The sequence below is a fragment of the Citrobacter sp. wls615 genome (genome assembly GCF_005281355.1).
Classification (GTDB): domain Bacteria; phylum Pseudomonadota; class Gammaproteobacteria; order Enterobacterales; family Enterobacteriaceae; genus Citrobacter; species Citrobacter werkmanii.
On record NZ_SZXM01000047.1, the window covers coordinates 148,707 to 165,235 of the forward strand.

A 16,529-nucleotide genomic window follows, 5' to 3' on the forward strand; every position below is an offset into this window, starting at 1 on the left:
GATCTCCTCCTTACAGCGCGCATGACACGCAACCTTCGATTTCGGTCCCTTCCAGCGCCAACTGACGCAGTCGGATGTAGTACAGCGATTTGATGCCCTTACGCCAGGCGTAGATCTGCGCTTTGTTGATATCGCGGGTAGTGGCGGTATCGGGGAAAAAGAGCGTCAGCGACAGTCCCTGATCGACATGGCGCGTCGCTTCTGCATAGGTATCAATGATCTTTTGTGGGCCAATCTCGTAGGCATCCTGATACAAGGCCAGATTGTCATTGGTCATAAAAGGAGCAGGGTAGTAAACGCGCCCGGTTTTGCCCTCTTTGCGAATTTCCACTTTTGACACGATTGGGTGAATACTGGATGTCGCATGGTTGATGTAGGAAATAGAGCCGGTTGGTGGGACAGCCTGTAAATTCTGGTTATAAATGCCGTAGCGCAACACATCTTCACGCAACTGCGACCACATCTCACGCGTCGGCAGCGTAATGCCGCTGGCGGCAAACAGCGCGCGAACTTTGTCGGTTTTTGGCTGCCAGTCACCCTGCAGATACTGGCTAAAATACTCGCCGCTGGCGTAGCGAGACTGCCTGAATCCGGCAAAGGCTTTACCACGCTCGCGGGCGAGCTTCATTGACGTATTCAGCGCATGCCAGGTGATGGTGTAAAAGTAGATATTGGTGAAATCCAGCCCTTCCGGCGAACCGTATGCGATGCCTTCCCGCGCCAGATATCCGTGCAGGTTCATCTGACCCAGACCAATCGCGTGCGATGCGCTGTTTCCGGCTGCAATCGAGGGCACGCTGCGAATATGACTCATGTCCGAAACTGCGGTTAAGCCGCGAACCGCCGTTTCCACGGTACGACCAAAATCCGGGGAATCCATGGTATGGGCGATATTCAGCGAGCCGAGGTTGCAGGAGATATCGTGTCCGGTCTGCGCGTAGTTGAGATTTTCATCGTAGGTGGAGGCGCTGTTAACCTGCAAAATTTCGGAGCACAGATTGCTCATGCTAATACGACCGGCAATCGGATTGGCGCGATTCACCGTATCTTCAAACATGATGTAAGGGTAGCCGGACTCAAACTGGATCTCAGCCAGCCGCTGGAAGAAATCGCGGGCGTTAATGTATTTTTTACGCACACGTTCATCGGCAAGCAGTTCGTCATAGCGTTCACTGACGGCGATATCGCCGAACGCTTTGCCGTAAATGCGTTCCACGTCATAGGGTGAGAACAGCGCCATGTCGGCATTCTCTTTGGCCAGTTTAAAGGTGATATCTGGGATCACCACGCCAAGCGACAGGGTTTTGATACGGATTTTCTCGTCGGCGTTTTCACGTTTGGTATCCAGAAAACGTAATCTATGGTCACTCCCGTTTTTGCAACACCGATTTTGACGACAAGTTGGCTTGCTTGAATCTATCCGGCGTCTGAATGGGATTTTATTCCCGCGCCTCGATGAGTTCCGCGCCTGATGAACCTCCAGAAAATATACGGCTTCAATGAGCCTTTCCGTTTTACAGGTTCCTCAACAGGCCGGTGGGCCGTTAGTATCATCAATATCAGTATTCGCAAAACCAGATGAATGATTGTTTAAACTGGTGTATTTCTGCCTTTATGCTTCGTAAGTTTGCTGTCGCGCCGTCAGTGCCCAGGCTATTCTGGCCAGCTTGTTTGCCAGAGCACAGGTGACGACAAAGTTGCTTTTCCGACACAACAACTCCCTGACCCAGTCGGCCAACTTGCCAGACTGGTGTTCCAGTTTTTGTATGAATACCCTGGCACACTGAACCAACAAAGTTCGGATCTTTTTGTTGCCCCGCTTGCTAATCCCTAACAATGTCGTCCGACCTCCCGTGCTGTACTGTCGGGGTACCAGCCCTGTTGCCGCCGCAAAGTCACGGCTGCTGGCGTACTGCTTCCCGTCGCCAATCTCAGTTGAAATAGTACTGGCAGTCAGCGTTCCAACGCAGGGAATACTCAGCAAGCGCTGTCCAACCTCATCTTCGTCCAACTTTCGTTTCAACTGAGATTCCAGATCTTTAATCTGCTCAACAAGATAGTGATAATGCTGTTGTAATTTCAGCAGTAACTGGCTGAGATAAAGAGGCAAACTACTGTCCTCAAGAAGGGTACTCAGTCGACTAATAACGGCAGCACCTCGCGGAACGCTGATACCAAATTCCAGCAGAAAAGCATGCATCTGATTAGTTGTTTTCACCTTATCCTGAACCAGGGATTCACGGACACGATGCAGAGCTCGCATTGCCTGCTGAGATTCGGTTCTGGGCTGCACGAAACGCATAGATGGACGTGATGCTGCTTCACAGATAGCTTCAGCATCAACGAAGTCATTTTTGTTGCTTTTAACGAATGGGCGGACAAATTGCGGTGATATCAGCTTTGGAAAATGCCCTAACTCTGCCAGCTTGCGTGCCATAAAGTGAGAACCGCCACAGGCTTCCATCGCGATGGTTGTTGCCGGGCATGTCGCCAGAAATTCGATTAGCTTTGGTCGGGTGAATTTTTTACGGTAAACGGCCTTCCCACGATGATCCTGACAATGAATATGGAAAGAGTTCTTACCCAGATCGATACCAATAAGCGCAATGTTTTCCATGATGGTTCTCCGAATGAAAGCCTGTCCTCAGCATAGTACTGGGAAGGAGGGAGTGACCATCTCATTAAATATCCGGATGGTGTGCGTGCAGGTACACTGCGCCCGCACCCTGACGCGCGCCGAGTTGATTGGCATAAGAAAACGCATCTTCCAGCATTTTCATTACCGGGATTACGCCGGAGGACTGATTCTCAATGCGTTTAATCGGCGCACCTGCTTCGCGCAGGTTAGAGAGCAAAAACGCCACGCCGCCACCGCGCTTGGAAAGTTGCAGCGCAGAGTTAACCGCCCGGCCAATGGACTCCATGTTGTCTTCAATGCGTAACAGGAAGCAGGAAACCAGCTCCCCGCGCTGCTGTTTGCCGCAGTTTAAGAAGGTTGGCGTGGCGGGCTGAAAGCGCCCGGAGAGCATTTCATCGGTAAGCTGCATGGCGAGCGTTTCATCTCCCTGCGCCAGCGTGAGCGCCACCATCGTTACCCGATCCTCAAAATCTTCGAGATAACGCTTACCATCAAATGTTTTCAGCGTATAGCTGGTATAGAACTTCCACGCACCGAGGAACGTCTGGAACCGGAATCCGCTGGCGTGAGCGTGGGCAAAGAGCTTTATCACAAACGCGCGATCGTAACGAGCTAACACGCTGGCATCGTAATAGCCTTCATCTATCAATGTTTCCAGGCGCTTCTGCGGGCTGGCAAACGCTACCGAGTTGGGGCGGACATGCGTGGCCAAAAAAACCTCTACCGCCTGGTGGTCTTTGTCGAACTGAATACGCCCGGCCTGATCGTACAGATTCAGCATGGCGTTCAGGGCGTGATAATCCAGCGTGGGCTGGGTTATGCGTTCTGCGGTTGTCGTTGCCAAAATTCACTCACTCCTTGTCGAACGTTGTCGATATCGCTTTGGGTGCCCATCAGCTCGAAGCGGTAGAGCCACGGCACGCCGCATTTTTGTGAGATGACCTCACCCGCGCGACCATAGGCGTCACCGAAATTGCGATTGCCGGAGGCAATCACCCCACGGATTAACGCGCGGTTGTGCGGATCGTTTAAAAAGCGGATCACCTGTCTCGGAACCGCACCCGCCGTTCCGCCGCCACCGTAGGACGGCACGATTAAAATGTAAGGTTCGTCTACCCGCATCCGCTCGCGTTCGTTAAGCGGAATGCGGATGGCAGGCAGCCCCAGACGCTGGATAAAGCGGTGTGTATTTTCGGAGCTGCTGGAGAAGTAGACGAGCTGGCTCATGCGCTGACCATATGGGGTTGTGGACGCAGACGGTTGATCATGTCCGGGCGAAACCCGGACCAACTGGTTTCCCCGGCGACGACGACCGGTAACTGACGAAAGCCTTGATCGCGCAGGCTGTCAGCCATATCGGGCTGCAAATCAATATTTACCATCTCAAAGTCAAACCCACGGCTTTCCATTGCCCGCTTAGTGGCGTGGCACTGAACACAGTTATTACGAGTGTAAATAACAATACGCATGATTCGTATTTCCATTTATGGGTGAAGGATCGACGCGATTGATAGCGTCGGATTGTAGGTGTCTTGATAGAAATGATACTAGATGTAGTTTTAAAAAGATTCAACCATACAAGATATGGGAATTTTAGATTGATGAAGGGGAAAGTGATGAGCGTGACGGGGGAAGGGATATGTAGCATGACGGGGTGTCGGAGGACGACGCGTCGCGTCTTATCCGGCCTACAGGGGAACACATCGTAGGTCGGATAAGGCATTTATACTGCCATCCGGCAGGGCAGAATTACATGCGCATCCCAACCGCCAGGCGGTTGAAGCAATTCATCAGGCTGATGGCAAACGTCAGATCGCTGATTTCTTTGGCACTAAAATGGTCAAGCAACGGCAGATAAACATCATCTTCCGCGTGGGTGCTGGCGATATGAGTGACTGATTCGGCCCACGCCAGCGCCGCACGTTCCTGCTCACTGAAATGGTGGCTCACTCGCCAACCTGCCAGCGCGTCAAGTTTGGCCTGCGCAACGCCTGCTTTGCGCAGCGCCTTACTGTGCATTTCCAGGCAAAATGCGCAGCCGTTGATTTGCGAGACCCGCAGGTACACCAGTTCCGTCAGCGTAGGTTCCAGCGCGCAATTTTCCAGCGCTTTGCTGGCCTGAACCAGAGCGTTATAAATTTCAGGACTGAGTTCATAATAGGGCTGGCGTAACATTGTCATGGTATCTCTCCTCGTTTGGATAACCCGCAATGTAGCACTATAATGGACTGCTACAGAGAGCCATATTGTTGCAAAAAAAGCAGACCATAAATGCCGCGCTATCAACAAATCGCCCGCCAGTTAAAAAATGCCATTGAGACCGGTGAACTCAAACCAGGCACAAGATTGCCCTCCAGCCGGACGTGGTCCCAGGAACTGGGGGTTTCGCGTTCGACGGTGGAACATGCCTATTCCGAGCTGGTGGCGCAGGGCTGGCTGGCTCGACGTGGGCAGGCGGGAACTTTTGTCAGCGAGCAATTGCGACCAGAGACCGCGCCTACGGCTCCCACTATCTTCGCAGGAGAAAATCCCAGACCACAACCTTTTCAGATGGGGTTACCCGCACTCGATCTCTTCCCGCGTGAAGTCTGGGCGCGGGTGATGGGCCGACGTTTGCGCACCCAAACGCGTTTTGATCTGGCTGTGGGGGATGTTTGCGGCGAAAGGGGGCTGCGTCAGGCGATTGTTGATTACCTGCGCGTTTCGCGCAGCATTGAGTGCCAGCCGGAGCAGGTTTTTATCACTTCTGGCTATGCGGCATCGATGACGCTAATCCTGCGCGCGCTGTCTCAACCCGGTGAAGGGATGTGGGTCGAAGATCCCGGCTTTCCGTTGATCAGACCGGTGGTGGCTCAGGAGCGAATTGCGCTGATGCCGGTTCCTGTTGATGCCAATGGTCTGGATGTCTGCGCTGGGATCCGCGATTACCCGCAGGCGCGCTTTGTTTTGCTTACACCCGCGCATCAAAGCCCGCTGGGTGTGGCCCTTTCATTGGAGCGTCGCCATCAGTTGCTGGAGTGGGCGGCCCGCACCCAGGCATGGATTATTGAAGATGACTATGACAGTGAATTTCGCTACCACGGTAAACCGTTGCCGCCGTTGAAAAGCCTGGATGCGCCGCAGCGGGTGATTTATGCCGGAACGTTCAGCAAATCAATGTTTCCTGCCCTGCGCACGGCATGGCTGGTGGTGTCTATGACTCAGGTCGAACATTTTCGCCAGCAGGTGGCGCTAGCGGCCTGTAGCGTTCCGGTTTTATGGCAACAAACGCTGGCGGACTTTATGCGCGAGGGGCACTTCTGGCGGCACTTAAAACGCATGCGTCAACATTATGCCCAGCGACGTCAGTGGATGGAAAATGCCCTGACCGAACACGGTTTTAGCGTACTCCCGCAAGAGGGTGGGATCCAACTGGTGATGAGTGTAGACGCAGACGATGTTGCGTTAGTGCGTAAAGCGAATCGGGCAGGTCTGGCCGTACAGGCCTTGAGCCAGTGGCGTATAACGCCGAACGGACAAGGGGGAATATTATTGTCATTTACCAATATTAGCTCAGCGGAAATGGCGCAGCAGGCGGCATATCAATTGCGGCAGGCGCTGACATAAATCTGCACGGTTCTTAAGATATTCGTCCCACCGTCTTCACTCGTTTATGGACTTTTCTGAAAGCGTTGCTAATGCTGAATCAGGTAAGGTAAGCCCGCAGTAAAAGATAACGAGGAAAATAATATGTATTTACGACCTGATGAGGTGGCGCGCGTACTTGAAAAAGTGGGCTTTACCGTTGATGTAGTGACGCCGAAAACGTACGGCTATCGACGTGGTGAAAATTATGTGTACGTTAACCGGGAAGCACGTATGGGACGTACCGCTTTAGTCATCCATCCCACGCTTAAAGAGCGCAGCTCTTCACTGGCGGAACCTGCGACAGACATTAAAACCTGCGATCACTACCAGCAATTCCCGTTGTATTTAGCTGGAGAGAACCATGAGCATTATGGTATTCCTCACGGCTTTAGTTCGCGTATTGCACTTGAGCGTTATCTGAGTGGGTTATTTGGCGACGTTAACGCTAACTAATAACGCGACTGGCAGGGCCAGTCGCGAGAGGCGTGTCAGGCTTTAGCCTGGTGATAGCTGCTGACCTTAAACAGGCGGCGGCAATAATCAAGGAAGTAGCCGTATACTGCGCCCATCAGCATCGATACCACGATGTTCGAACTTACCGCAGCCGTAATCTGGTGCCAGTCCGCGCCAACCGTCAACAGAATAATCACGTAAACCGGCGACTGGAAGGTGACATAAGCCAGCACGTCTGCCAGGTTTTTTGCCCATCCAGCCTGCGTGGCTTTACGTGCCGCGCGCATAAACAAATCACGGTACATGCCGTATGGCCAGGCGATCAGAATATTGACAGGGATGGCCACCAGTCTGGAGTACAGTGACTGTTCAAAGCTCATTCCAGAAAGGAATATCTCGATCAACATGTTCACGACAGAGCAATAAACAACCATCGCGAACGTGTCTGCTACAGCATGACGCAAGCGTGACTGCGGAGAGAACATGTTAATGCTCCTTGTAAAAAGGGGAAAAAAGGTTTTGAATACCTTTGATGCTAGTGATTTGTCTTGCTGCTTTCGCGTTTCAATAGGATATCTGCCTGGATAATAACTGGCAACTAGCTTAAAATTTTTATTTATTGTCTTTTTGTCGATAAAATGCTCTGTATTGGTTTGATTTTTGTTCGTTTTGGTGTTTTCGTTGTTTAGCTAATTAAAAGCATTTTATATCAATAAGTTATGGAGACTTGTTTTTCTGAATTTTTTGCGCTCCTTTTCTGAAAGTTGACTGATGTTCAGAATGTGCGCGTGCCGGCCCCGGACAATAAAGTGATGTGTTTATCAGACGATGTGCTGAGACGTTATGCGAGTATATTTACAGTGACTAGCCAGGGAATATAAAATATTTGATGTCAGGTTTCAGGATAGCCATTTAAATAACGGGAATGGCTATTTGTTTAATAATCTGTGAAAAAATTAGACTGGAAAAATAATAATCAGTTGCATACAATATTTGGCGTAATACCATTTTTACGTTAAAGAGGTTTTGTTAATATGAGTTCAATGTTAAAAAACTTAAATAATATCCGCTCGCTGCGTGTAATGGCGCGTGAATTTTCCGTTGATGTGCTCGAAGATATGCTCGAAAAATTCAGAGTAGTAACCAAAGAACGCCGCGATGAAGAAGAACAGATTCAGCGCCAACGTGCAGAACAGCAGGAAAAAATTAATAATTTGCTGGCCCTGATGCAGGCAGATGGGATCAATCCGGAAGAGTTGCTGAGTATGACGCCAGCGACGTCGCGGGCAGCCAAAAAACGTCAACCACGCCCGGCGAAATATCGTTTTATCGATTTCAACGGTGAAGCAAAAACATGGACCGGGCAAGGCCGTACACCAAAGCCAATTGCCCAGGCGCTGGCTGCCGGTAAATCTCTTGATGATTTTTTAATCTAATTATAAATGCGGTGAGGGTATCCTCACCGCCTGTTTTCAGCAGACGCCGAAATCACCGTCTTCGGTATATCGCGTCACGTCAGCTGCTTTCAGTGTGAATTTCTCACCGCTTTCATTACTGGCTTGTACCGCCACAATTTGATCTTCGTTGACTTCGACAACTTTCAGTTTAGGTCCGCCCATGCGTGGTTGAACCAGATCGCCAGGTTTAAACATATTGCGCTCCTTTATTTATCGCACAACTCACCATAGATCACGTCAATCGACGGGTACAGCGCTGATTCAGGTATTACCGCTTAATGAGTACGACGATTCCAGGGCATTTTGTCCAGCAACCGCGCCATGCCGCAAAAGCCGGTCACGCCAGCGAGTATCAGCCCGGCACCCACAAAACCGCTCAGCAGGAAGAAGGCGCTGCTGACGGCGTAACCCAGAATGACGCCGAGTAAGGCAAGACTACCTGCGGCTATCTGCACCTGACGCATCAGCGGCAACGGTTGCGAACTGTCTTTTGCCACCGGTAAACCTGCGGCTTTCCAGCCATCAATTCCACCTTCAAGCAACCAGACTTGTGCTGGCGCGGCAATCGCGCTGAGCCTGTTCGCTGCATTTTGTGTGCGTTTGCCTGACTGGCAGTGAAAAATCACCTGCTCGGCGCGTAAATTCGTAGGCAACGATCCCTGCTCAAGTGTGGGTAACGGTGCCAGATGCGCCTCAGGAATATGCTCGTGCAGGTACTCGTCGGCATCGCGGATATCAATCAGTTTCGCGCCTTGCGCGACCAGCGTCTGCGCCTCGCGCGGGGAAATCGTCCCAATGGTCATGATGGCTCCTTATGGGCAATACAGTGTTTTTAATGTGGCGATCAGCGAATTCACGGCCGCATTTTTAATGGAATAAAGGATGCGCTGGGCATCGCGCTGGCTGTCTATCAGACCTTCTTCGCGCATACGCGCCAGATGCTGTGAAGTAGCGGAAGGACTCAGGCCGGTAGCGCGTGCTAATTCGCCTGCGCTGGTACCGGGCGAACCGCAGAGCATGCACAAAATCAGCAACCGCTTCGGGTTACTCATCGCTTTGAGCAGAGCGGCCGCCTGTTCAGCGCTGGCCTGGAGTTGTTCAAGTTCTGTCATATGTATTTAAGTATATTCTAAATTAAGTAAATTCTAAAATAAAAAACCAACGTACGCCAGCGTAAAGAGCGTAAAAGAGGGTAAAACAGCAGGGGAAGGCTGGCAGATTTGAGTAGAATGACTACTCTTAGAGATAAAATCTCTTTTTAAACAATGATTAACTTTTTTGCTTGTAGGGAGTTTGTATGGGTTTCTGGAGAATCGTTTTCACTATTATTCTGCCCCCGCTTGGCGTACTGCTGGGAAAAGGATTCGGCTGGGCGTTTATCCTTAATATCGTTCTGACGCTGCTGGGCTACATTCCAGGTTTGATCCACGCCTTTTGGGTACAAACGCGTAATTAAGATTTCTTTTCATAAACGGCGCATTTGCGCCGTTTTCTTTGCCGTCCTCTCTCCTCTGCTACACTTCCTGGTGTTGCTTGTTAATAACCGAGGTGGATATGGGACTCTTCAATTTTGTGAAAGATGCAGGTGAAAAACTTTGGGATGCGGTCACCGGAAATCATGACACGGCCGATCTGGCGAAGAAGGTGCAGGAACACCTGAATAAAACCGGCATCCCCGATGCAGATAAGGTGAACGTCCAAATTAACGAAGGCAAGGCCACCGTTTCTGGTGATGGATTAAGCCAGGAAGCGAAAGAGAAAATCCTGATTGCGATTGGTAATATCTCCGGTATCGCCAGCGTAGACGATCAGGTCAAAACCTCTGCACCCGCGAGCGAAAGTCAGTTTTATACCGTGAAAGCGGGCGATACCCTGAGCGCTATTGCCAAACAGGTTTACGGTAACGCTAATCTGTACAATAAAATCTTCGAAGCGAATAAACCGATGCTGAAAAGCCCGGATAAAATTTATCCCGGGCAGGTGTTACGTATTCCGGAAGAATGATGAAGTGCAGGCTTATTCCGTCAGCAGCTTGCCGGCCATCGCCTGTTGAATAATTGGAATCGGCGTCAGCAGGTGCTGGCGCATTAATTCGCTAGCGCGCACGGCATCGCGTGCCAGAATCGCTTCGGTCAGTGTTTGATGCTGATCGTGTTTATCTTCCAGCATCTCAACTGACAACACCGTTTTACGTAGCCAGATAAACCGGTAACGTGCCGCTAAATCAAACAATCGTTCGCGCATTTGCAGCAGATATTGGGAACCGCAGCCGGCGACAATCGCCGAGTGAAACGCCTGATGGCGCTGATCCCATTCATCAAGCATCTGTTCGCTGGCGTCCACGGCTTCAAGCTTACTGAGCATATGCGCCCTGGCTAAAATCTCCGCTTCCCAGGCATCGTCGCCGCGTTCGATGGCCAGCGCGACCAGCATGGCCTCCATATTGGCGCGGGCATCGAAAATATCGAGCAATTCCTGCTCGGACATCGGGGCGACACGATACCCTTTCTGATTGACCACCGTGACCAGTCGCTCCGCCACCAGCTGTGAAAGCGCTTCGCGCAGCGGTCCCACGCCAAGCTCGTAGCGCGAGGTCAGAAGGCTCATACGCAGTTTCTCATCAGGCTGATAAATACCGCGGATGATGTCGTTCTTTAGCCAGCGGTATCCATCAATGGCCGTCGGTTGGGGAATGGCGGTCATGGTCTTACTCCTGAATAAATGTCCCGGCGTGCGCCGGGAACAGATTTAATGCGTATTTTGCAAGGGTGCTTTTTGCCACGATAGCAGTTTTTTCCAGCGTGCCATAATGGGCACCGTGCAAATAATTCCTATGGCTAATAACCCGGTAGAGATGACTTCCAGTTGTTGCGCCGGGCGAAAGAGCATGACCACCAGCACAAAGATAATAAAGGCGATGACCAGCCAGGTAAGCCACGGATAAAGCCACATTTTCAGTTTAATTTCACCACCTCGCGCCAGCAGAATTTTGCGCATCCGCAGTTGGGAAATAGCGATTACCAGATAAACCAACAGAGCGATAGCACCAGAGCTGTCGATCAGGAATTTAAACACTTTGGCCGGGGCGTAATAGTTGACTACCACGGTGAGGAACGCCGCCCCCGTAGACAGTAACACCGCCACGTAAGGCGTTTTACTGCGGTTAGTTTTCCCCATAAAGGCGGGGGCATCGCCACGACGGCTCAGGGAATAGAGCATACGGGATGAGGTATACAGCGCGGAGTTCAGACAGCTGGTCACCGACAGCAAAATGACGCAGTCCATGATCAGTTTCGCGTGCGGAATATGCAGTAACTCCAGCACCGAGCGGTAAGAACCCACTTCTTTTAGCCCCGGCATGTTCCATGGGATCAGCGCCACCACCACGAAAATGGAGCACAGATAGAAGATGGATATACGCCAGATAACCGAGTTGGTGGCGCGGACGATGTGTTTATCCGGGGTGTCGGACTCGGTGGCGGCGATGGTGACAATCTCAGCGCCCATGAAGGAGAACATGGTGATCAGCATCGCGCTGAGTACGGCGCCAAAACCGTTCGGCATAAAGCCGCCCTGATCCCACAGGCGTGAAACGCCGCTAACCTCGGCATAAGGATAGAAACCGCTAATCGCCACCGCGCCGAGGACAATAAACGCCAGAATGGCAATCACTTTGCACAGCGCCAGCCAGAATTCGAATTCACCGTAATTTTTGACGCTCAGCAAATTACTGCCAGTTAATGCCAGCGTGATAACCAGAGAAAATAACCAGACAGGTATGCCAGGGATCCAGGAATGCAGAATGATGGCGGCAATATTGGCCTCCAATGGGATAACCAACACCCAGAACCACCAGTACAACCAGCCGATGGTATAACCTGCCCATGGGCCGATGGCTTTATCGGCGTAGGTGGAAAAGGAGCCGGTATCCGGGGTGGCGACGGCCATTTCGGCCAGCATGCGCATAATCATCACCACCAAAAGTCCGGCAAACAGATAAGCTAATAATACGGCGGGACCGGCTTCTGCAATCGCCACGCTTGAACCTACGAATAAACTCGCGCCGATAACCCCGGCAATAGACAGCATGGTGACGTGGCGTGATTTCAGCCCGCCCCCTAAATCATGTGATTGTGACACTTGCCCCATCTTTTAAACCTCTCGAAAGTATTTCACTTGGGAGAGCACCCCGGCATTCCCGCGCCGGGGCACGCGTATTATTGTTATTGACCCTATGTGCCGGATGGCGGCTCCGCCTTATCCGGCCTATGGATTGCGTTTTTTATAGGGTTAGCCCTGCTTCGCCTCAGCAAAACACTGGGCGATAATGTCCAGCCCCTGGCGGATTTGCGCATCTTCAATGGTCAACGGGACAAGGATGCGCAGTACGTTGTAGTAAGGTCCGCAGGAGAGCAGGATCAGACCTTTATCACGCGCGCGGGCCACCACTTCCGCGGTCAGTTTGGCGTCTGGCTTCGTATGGTCGCCGTCTTCGAACAGTTCGATGGCGATCATCGCCCCCAGCCCACGCACGTCGCCAATTTCGCGATGCGTTTCGGCGATAGCAAGCAGGCCTTCGCGCAAGGTTTGCCCCAGTTCGTTGGCCTTTTGCAGCAGATTTTCCTGTTCGAAAATGTTCAGCACCGCCAGCGCGGCGGCACAGGCAATCGGGTTACCGGCATAGGTACCGCCCAGGCCACCCGGCGGGATAGCGTCCATGACTTCGGCGCGACCGGTTACTCCTGCCAGCGGGAAGCCGCCAGCGATAGATTTGGCGAAGGTGGTAAGATCGGGTGCTACGCCCATCTGCTCCATGGCGAACAGCGTACCGGTGCGGCCTGCGCCGCTCTGCACTTCATCGGCAATCAGCATGATCCCGTGTTCGTCACAAATGGCGCGCAGACGCTGCATAAATGCCGGGGTGGCCGCGTAAAAACCGCCTTCGCCCTGGACGGGTTCAATTACGATGGCGGCAACGTCTTCCGGCGCGGCATCATTTTTGAAAATACGGTGAATGCTGGCGATAGCATCGTCTTCGCTGATGCCATGCAGCGGGCAAGGATACAACGCGCGATAGACGTGACCCGGCATCAGTCCCATTCCGGCAGAGTACGGATTTACTTTTCCGGTCAGAGACAGGGTGTAGTGGGTACGACCATGATAAGCGCCGCTGAAGGCGATCGTACCTGTACGTTTGGTGGCGGCGCGGGCAATTTTCACCGCGTTTTCCACGGCTTCAGAACCGGTGGTCACCAGCAGAGTTTTCTTGGCGAAATCGCCCGGCACTTTCTTGTTCATGATTTCGCACAGCTCCAGGTATGGCTCATAGGCCAGCACCTGGAAGCAGGTATGCGACAGTTTTTTCAACTGCGCTTCTACCGCAGAAACAATCTGCGGGTGCAGGTGACCGGTATTCAGCACCGCAATACCGCCAGCAAAATCGAGGAATTCGCGGCCTTCAACGTCCCAGACCCGGCAATTTTCTGCCCGCTCGGCAAAAATAGGGTGGATCTGTCCTACGCCACGGGGAACGGCGTTGCTGCGACGTTGCATAAGTTCTTTGTTGGTGCTCATCAGGTGTTCTCCAGTATTTGTTTTATTAAAGGCCGATGCACATATATTTGATTTCTAAGTAGTCTTCGATGCCGTATTTCGATCCTTCACGGCCAAGACCGGAGGCTTTTATCCCCCCAAATGGGGCGACTTCGTTGGAGATGATGCCGGTGTTAATCCCGACGATGCCGTACTCCAGCGCTTCGCCAACGCGGAAGACGCGGCTTAAATCACGGGCGTAGAAATAGGCTGCCAGGCCAAACTCGGTGTCATTGGCCTGCGCGATGACGTCAGCTTCGTCTTTAAAGCGAAACAGCGGCGCCAGCGGGCCGAATGTCTCTTCTTTGGCGACCTTCGCGTTGTCCGGCACATCGACCAGGATGGTGGGCTGGAAGAAGTTACCGCCCAGCGCGTGAGGCTTGCCGCCCGCGATAATGCGCGCGCCTTTATCCAGGGCATCGGCGATGTGCTCCTGCACTTTGGCGACCGCTTTTTCGTCGATCAGCGGCCCGGTGGTGACATCTGGTTGCAGACCATCACCGAGGCGCAGCTTGCTCACCGCCTGCTCGAGTTTTTCGGCAAACTGGTCATACACGCCGTCCTGCACGTACAGACGGTTGGCGCAGACGCAGGTTTGCCCGGCGTTACGGAACTTCGACGCCAGCGCGCCTTCCACGGCTTTGTCGAGATCGGCATCGTCAAAGACGATAAACGGCGCATTGCCACCCAGCTCCAGTGACACCTTCTTGATGTCTTTGGCACACTGTTCCATCAGCTGACGGCCAATTTCGGTGGAGCCGGTAAATGACAGTTTGCGCACCAGCGGGTTGCCGGTCAGTTCGTTACCGACCGCGCTTGCTGAACCGGTCACCACGCTGAATACGCCAGCCGGGATCCCGGCGCGATTGGCCAGCTCTGCCAGCGCCAGTGCGGAGTAGGGGGTTTGGCTGGCCGGTTTAAGCACCATGGTGCAACCCGCCGCCAGTGCCGGACCGGCTTTGCGGGTGATCATCGCCGCCGGGAAGTTCCACGGCGTAATCGCGGCGGTCACGCCGATTGGTTGCTTGATGACGATCAGGCGTTTATCAGCCTGATGGCCAGGGATCGTATCGCCATAGATGCGTTTGCCCTCTTCGGCAAACCACTCAATAAATGAGGCGGCATAGGTGATTTCGCCTTTGGCCTCCGCCAGCGGTTTGCCCTGTTCCAGGGTCATCAAGCGGGCGAGATCGTCCTGATGCTCAATCATCAGGTTGAACCAGCGGCGCAGGATATTGGCCCGCTCTTTGGCGGTCAGTGCACGCCAGGCGGGTAGAGCGCGGTTCGCGGCGTTAATGGCTTCACGGGTTTCATCCGCCCCCATTTTCGGTACGCTACCCAATTGCTGACCGTTGGCGGGATTCGTTACTGCGATGGTCTCTCCGTTGTTGGCGTCACGCCAGTTGCCGTCAATCAACGCCTGTTGGCGAAATAAGGTTGGATCGTTCAGTTGCATAATTGCTTCCTGTCTTAATCATGTTAACGGGTGAATGCGGCGTGTAATGTCTCCACGCTACGTGCCGCACGCAGCATGCGTCCGGGATTACTCTGGCTCTCCAGCAGTGCATGAACTTTGCCGACAATATGCGCGCCGATAGGGATCGCTGATGTCGCCGCCGGAGAAGGGGCGTTGCAGGTATGAATGGAGCGTGGCGTAGTGACAAACAAGAAATCGTCGATCAGCTTGCCGTCCGGAGACACAGCCTGCGCCCGCACGCCTGCAGGCCACGGTTGCAGATCTTTCTGCGTCAGACTCGGACAATACTTTTGCACCAGCCGCAGGTAGCCGCTTTTGCACAGCGAATTCTTCATTTCGCCAAGCCCGGAGCGCAGGTTGTTTTGCAGTACGCGGCGGATGCCGGAAGAGCCGAAGATCTCCAGCGTATCGCTGAGTGAGAAATCGCGTTTACGGTAACCTTCGCGTTTAAATGCCAGTACCGCGTTGGGTCCCACCGTGACGCTGCCATCAATCATGCGGGTGAGATGCACACCGAGAAACGGCATCGCCGGGTCGGGGATCGGGTAGATCAGATGATTGACTATCTGATTATGTTCTGACGCCAGACGGAAGTATTCGCCACGGAACGGACAGATGATAAAGCCGGGTTCAACGCCGAGCATTTTCACCAGTCGGTCCGCCATCAGGCCACAACAGCTAATCAGCGTTGACCCTTCATACTCCTGACCCTGACGCGTATGGACGATCACGCCCGCGGCATGCTCTTTCAGCGCGCTGACCTCGGCGTTATAAACAATCTCACCGCCCTTGGCCTGGAAAATCTTTGCCATCGCGGCGGTGACTTCGCGGTAGCTGACGATCCCGCTCGACGGGACGAAAATGCCGCCCAGCCCGGTGATATTGGGTTCACGCTCGCGTAGCTCCTGCGCATTCAGCCATTCGCGTTCCAGGCCGTTAGCGGCGGTGCGATCCCATAGCGCGCGCATGCGTTCCATTTCCAGAGCGGAAGTGGCAACCAGCATTTTCCCGCAGACGTCGTAGCGGATGCCGTTTTGATCACAAAAGGCTTTGGTGGCGCGATTTCCGGCCAGGCAAAACTGCGCCTTCAGGCTGCCAGGCGTGTAATAAACCCCGGCATGAATCACGCCGCTGTTATGGCCCGTCTGGTGACAGGCCGGGCCGGACTCTTTTTCCAGCAGCGCGATTCTGGCGTCCGGATAGACATCAATCAGTTGCATGGCGGTCGACATGCCGATAATACCGCCGCCAATAATCACAAAATCATACATCCGCTTTTTTCCTT

The 16,529-nt window shown here is 52.9% G+C and carries 18 protein-coding genes and 2 pseudogenes; 5 read left to right on the forward strand and 15 right to left on the reverse strand.

The window, feature by feature from the left end; all coding sequences use genetic code 11:
• Positions 1-10 precede the first annotated feature (10 nt).
• The 6 genes and pseudogenes from nrdE to FDX04_RS13670 form a co-directional block, all read right to left on the reverse strand.
• Positions 11-1,357, reverse strand: a pseudogene (gene nrdE / locus FDX04_RS13645) (class 1b ribonucleoside-diphosphate reductase subunit alpha); the annotation flags it as partial.
• Between the two features lie 255 nt (positions 1,358-1,612).
• Positions 1,613-2,617: an IS110-like element IS5075 family transposase gene (locus tag FDX04_RS13650; protein WP_000427614.1), complete on the reverse strand. Its 1,005-nt coding sequence runs from the start codon at positions 2,615-2,617 to the stop codon at positions 1,613-1,615.
• Between the two features lie 67 nt (positions 2,618-2,684).
• Positions 2,685-3,482, reverse strand: a pseudogene (locus tag FDX04_RS13655) (ribonucleotide reductase N-terminal alpha domain-containing protein); the annotation flags it as partial.
• Positions 3,455-3,865: a class Ib ribonucleoside-diphosphate reductase assembly flavoprotein NrdI gene (gene nrdI / locus FDX04_RS13660; protein WP_042313128.1), complete on the reverse strand. Its 411-nt coding sequence runs from the start codon at positions 3,863-3,865 to the stop codon at positions 3,455-3,457. The gene nrdI and the pseudogene FDX04_RS13655, both read right to left, overlap by 28 nt.
• Complete coding sequence (nrdH, locus tag FDX04_RS13665; RefSeq protein WP_042313131.1) at positions 3,862-4,107, reverse strand: glutaredoxin-like protein NrdH; 246 nt, start codon at positions 4,105-4,107, stop codon at positions 3,862-3,864. The genes nrdI and nrdH overlap by 4 nt, the downstream gene beginning before the upstream one ends.
• A 280-nt stretch (positions 4,108-4,387) precedes the next feature.
• Positions 4,388-4,819, reverse strand: a complete 432-nt coding sequence (locus tag FDX04_RS13670; RefSeq protein ID WP_038632976.1) for a carboxymuconolactone decarboxylase family protein — start codon at positions 4,817-4,819, stop codon at positions 4,388-4,390.
• Positions 4,820-4,909: 90 nt separating this feature from the next.
• On the opposite strand from FDX04_RS13670, the gene FDX04_RS13675 reads away from it, so the two are divergent.
• Both FDX04_RS13675 and FDX04_RS13680 read left to right on the forward strand, forming a co-directional pair.
• The gene (locus FDX04_RS13675; protein WP_137361189.1) at positions 4,910-6,244 is read left to right on the forward strand and encodes a PLP-dependent aminotransferase family protein; all 1,335 of its coding nucleotides are present in this window, start codon (positions 4,910-4,912) and stop codon (positions 6,242-6,244) included.
• 123 nt (positions 6,245-6,367) lie between these two features.
• Positions 6,368-6,718 carry a DUF2002 family protein gene (locus tag FDX04_RS13680; RefSeq protein ID WP_042313139.1) on the forward strand — a complete coding sequence of 117 codons (351 nt, stop codon included), beginning with the start codon at positions 6,368-6,370 and terminating at the stop codon, positions 6,716-6,718.
• Positions 6,719-6,753: 35 nt separating this feature from the next.
• On the opposite strand, the gene alaE is transcribed toward FDX04_RS13680, so the two are convergent.
• Positions 6,754-7,203 carry an L-alanine exporter AlaE gene (gene alaE, locus FDX04_RS13685; RefSeq protein WP_003037259.1) on the reverse strand — a complete coding sequence of 150 codons (450 nt, stop codon included), beginning with the start codon at positions 7,201-7,203 and terminating at the stop codon, positions 6,754-6,756.
• A 549-nt stretch (positions 7,204-7,752) separates the two neighbouring features.
• Here alaE and stpA point away from each other — a divergent pair.
• The gene (gene stpA / locus FDX04_RS13690) at positions 7,753-8,154 is read left to right on the forward strand and encodes a DNA-binding protein StpA (RefSeq protein ID WP_079226104.1); all 402 of its coding nucleotides are present in this window, start codon (positions 7,753-7,755) and stop codon (positions 8,152-8,154) included.
• A gap of 36 nt (positions 8,155-8,190) precedes the next feature.
• On the opposite strand, the gene FDX04_RS13695 is transcribed toward stpA, so the two are convergent.
• From FDX04_RS13695 to FDX04_RS13705, 3 genes are all read right to left on the reverse strand, one after another.
• On the reverse strand, positions 8,191-8,370 hold the full coding sequence (locus FDX04_RS13695) for a hypothetical protein (RefSeq protein WP_038632960.1): 180 nt from the start codon (positions 8,368-8,370) through the stop codon (positions 8,191-8,193).
• Between the two features lie 80 nt (positions 8,371-8,450).
• On the reverse strand, positions 8,451-8,978 hold the full coding sequence (locus FDX04_RS13700) for a rhodanese family protein (RefSeq protein ID WP_079226105.1): 528 nt from the start codon (positions 8,976-8,978) through the stop codon (positions 8,451-8,453).
• 9 nt (positions 8,979-8,987) lie between these two features.
• Positions 8,988-9,287: a helix-turn-helix transcriptional regulator gene (locus FDX04_RS13705; protein WP_006687216.1), complete on the reverse strand. Its 300-nt coding sequence runs from the start codon at positions 9,285-9,287 to the stop codon at positions 8,988-8,990.
• A 185-nt stretch (positions 9,288-9,472) separates the two neighbouring features.
• On the opposite strand from FDX04_RS13705, the gene FDX04_RS13710 reads away from it, so the two are divergent.
• Both FDX04_RS13710 and lysM read left to right on the forward strand, forming a co-directional pair.
• Entirely contained in the window at positions 9,473-9,631 is a 159-nt protein-coding gene (locus FDX04_RS13710; RefSeq protein WP_038632951.1) for a YqaE/Pmp3 family membrane protein, read from the forward strand.
• Between the two features lie 98 nt (positions 9,632-9,729).
• Positions 9,730-10,179, forward strand: a complete 450-nt coding sequence (lysM, locus tag FDX04_RS13715; RefSeq protein ID WP_038632949.1) for a peptidoglycan-binding protein LysM — start codon at positions 9,730-9,732, stop codon at positions 10,177-10,179.
• A 12-nt stretch (positions 10,180-10,191) separates the two neighbouring features.
• On the opposite strand, the gene csiR is transcribed toward lysM, so the two are convergent.
• The 5 genes from csiR to lhgO form a co-directional block, all read right to left on the reverse strand.
• Positions 10,192-10,878 (reverse strand): DNA-binding transcriptional regulator CsiR, encoded by a 687-nt coding sequence (csiR, locus tag FDX04_RS13720; protein WP_061382314.1) that lies wholly within the window; start codon positions 10,876-10,878, stop codon positions 10,192-10,194.
• Positions 10,879-10,923: 45 nt separating this feature from the next.
• Positions 10,924-12,324: a GABA permease gene (gene gabP / locus FDX04_RS13725; protein WP_137361187.1), complete on the reverse strand. Its 1,401-nt coding sequence runs from the start codon at positions 12,322-12,324 to the stop codon at positions 10,924-10,926.
• Positions 12,325-12,465: 141 nt separating this feature from the next.
• Positions 12,466-13,749, reverse strand: a complete 1,284-nt coding sequence (gene gabT, locus FDX04_RS13730; protein ID WP_042313152.1) for a 4-aminobutyrate--2-oxoglutarate transaminase — start codon at positions 13,747-13,749, stop codon at positions 12,466-12,468.
• 25 nt (positions 13,750-13,774) lie between these two features.
• Positions 13,775-15,223, reverse strand: coding sequence for an NADP-dependent succinate-semialdehyde dehydrogenase (gene gabD, locus FDX04_RS13735; RefSeq protein ID WP_079226107.1), 1,449 nt, complete (start codon positions 15,221-15,223; stop codon positions 13,775-13,777).
• 23 nt (positions 15,224-15,246) lie between these two features.
• Positions 15,247-16,515 carry an L-2-hydroxyglutarate oxidase gene (gene lhgO, locus FDX04_RS13740; RefSeq protein WP_137361186.1) on the reverse strand — a complete coding sequence of 423 codons (1,269 nt, stop codon included), beginning with the start codon at positions 16,513-16,515 and terminating at the stop codon, positions 15,247-15,249.
• Positions 16,516-16,529: the final 14 nt, after the last annotated feature.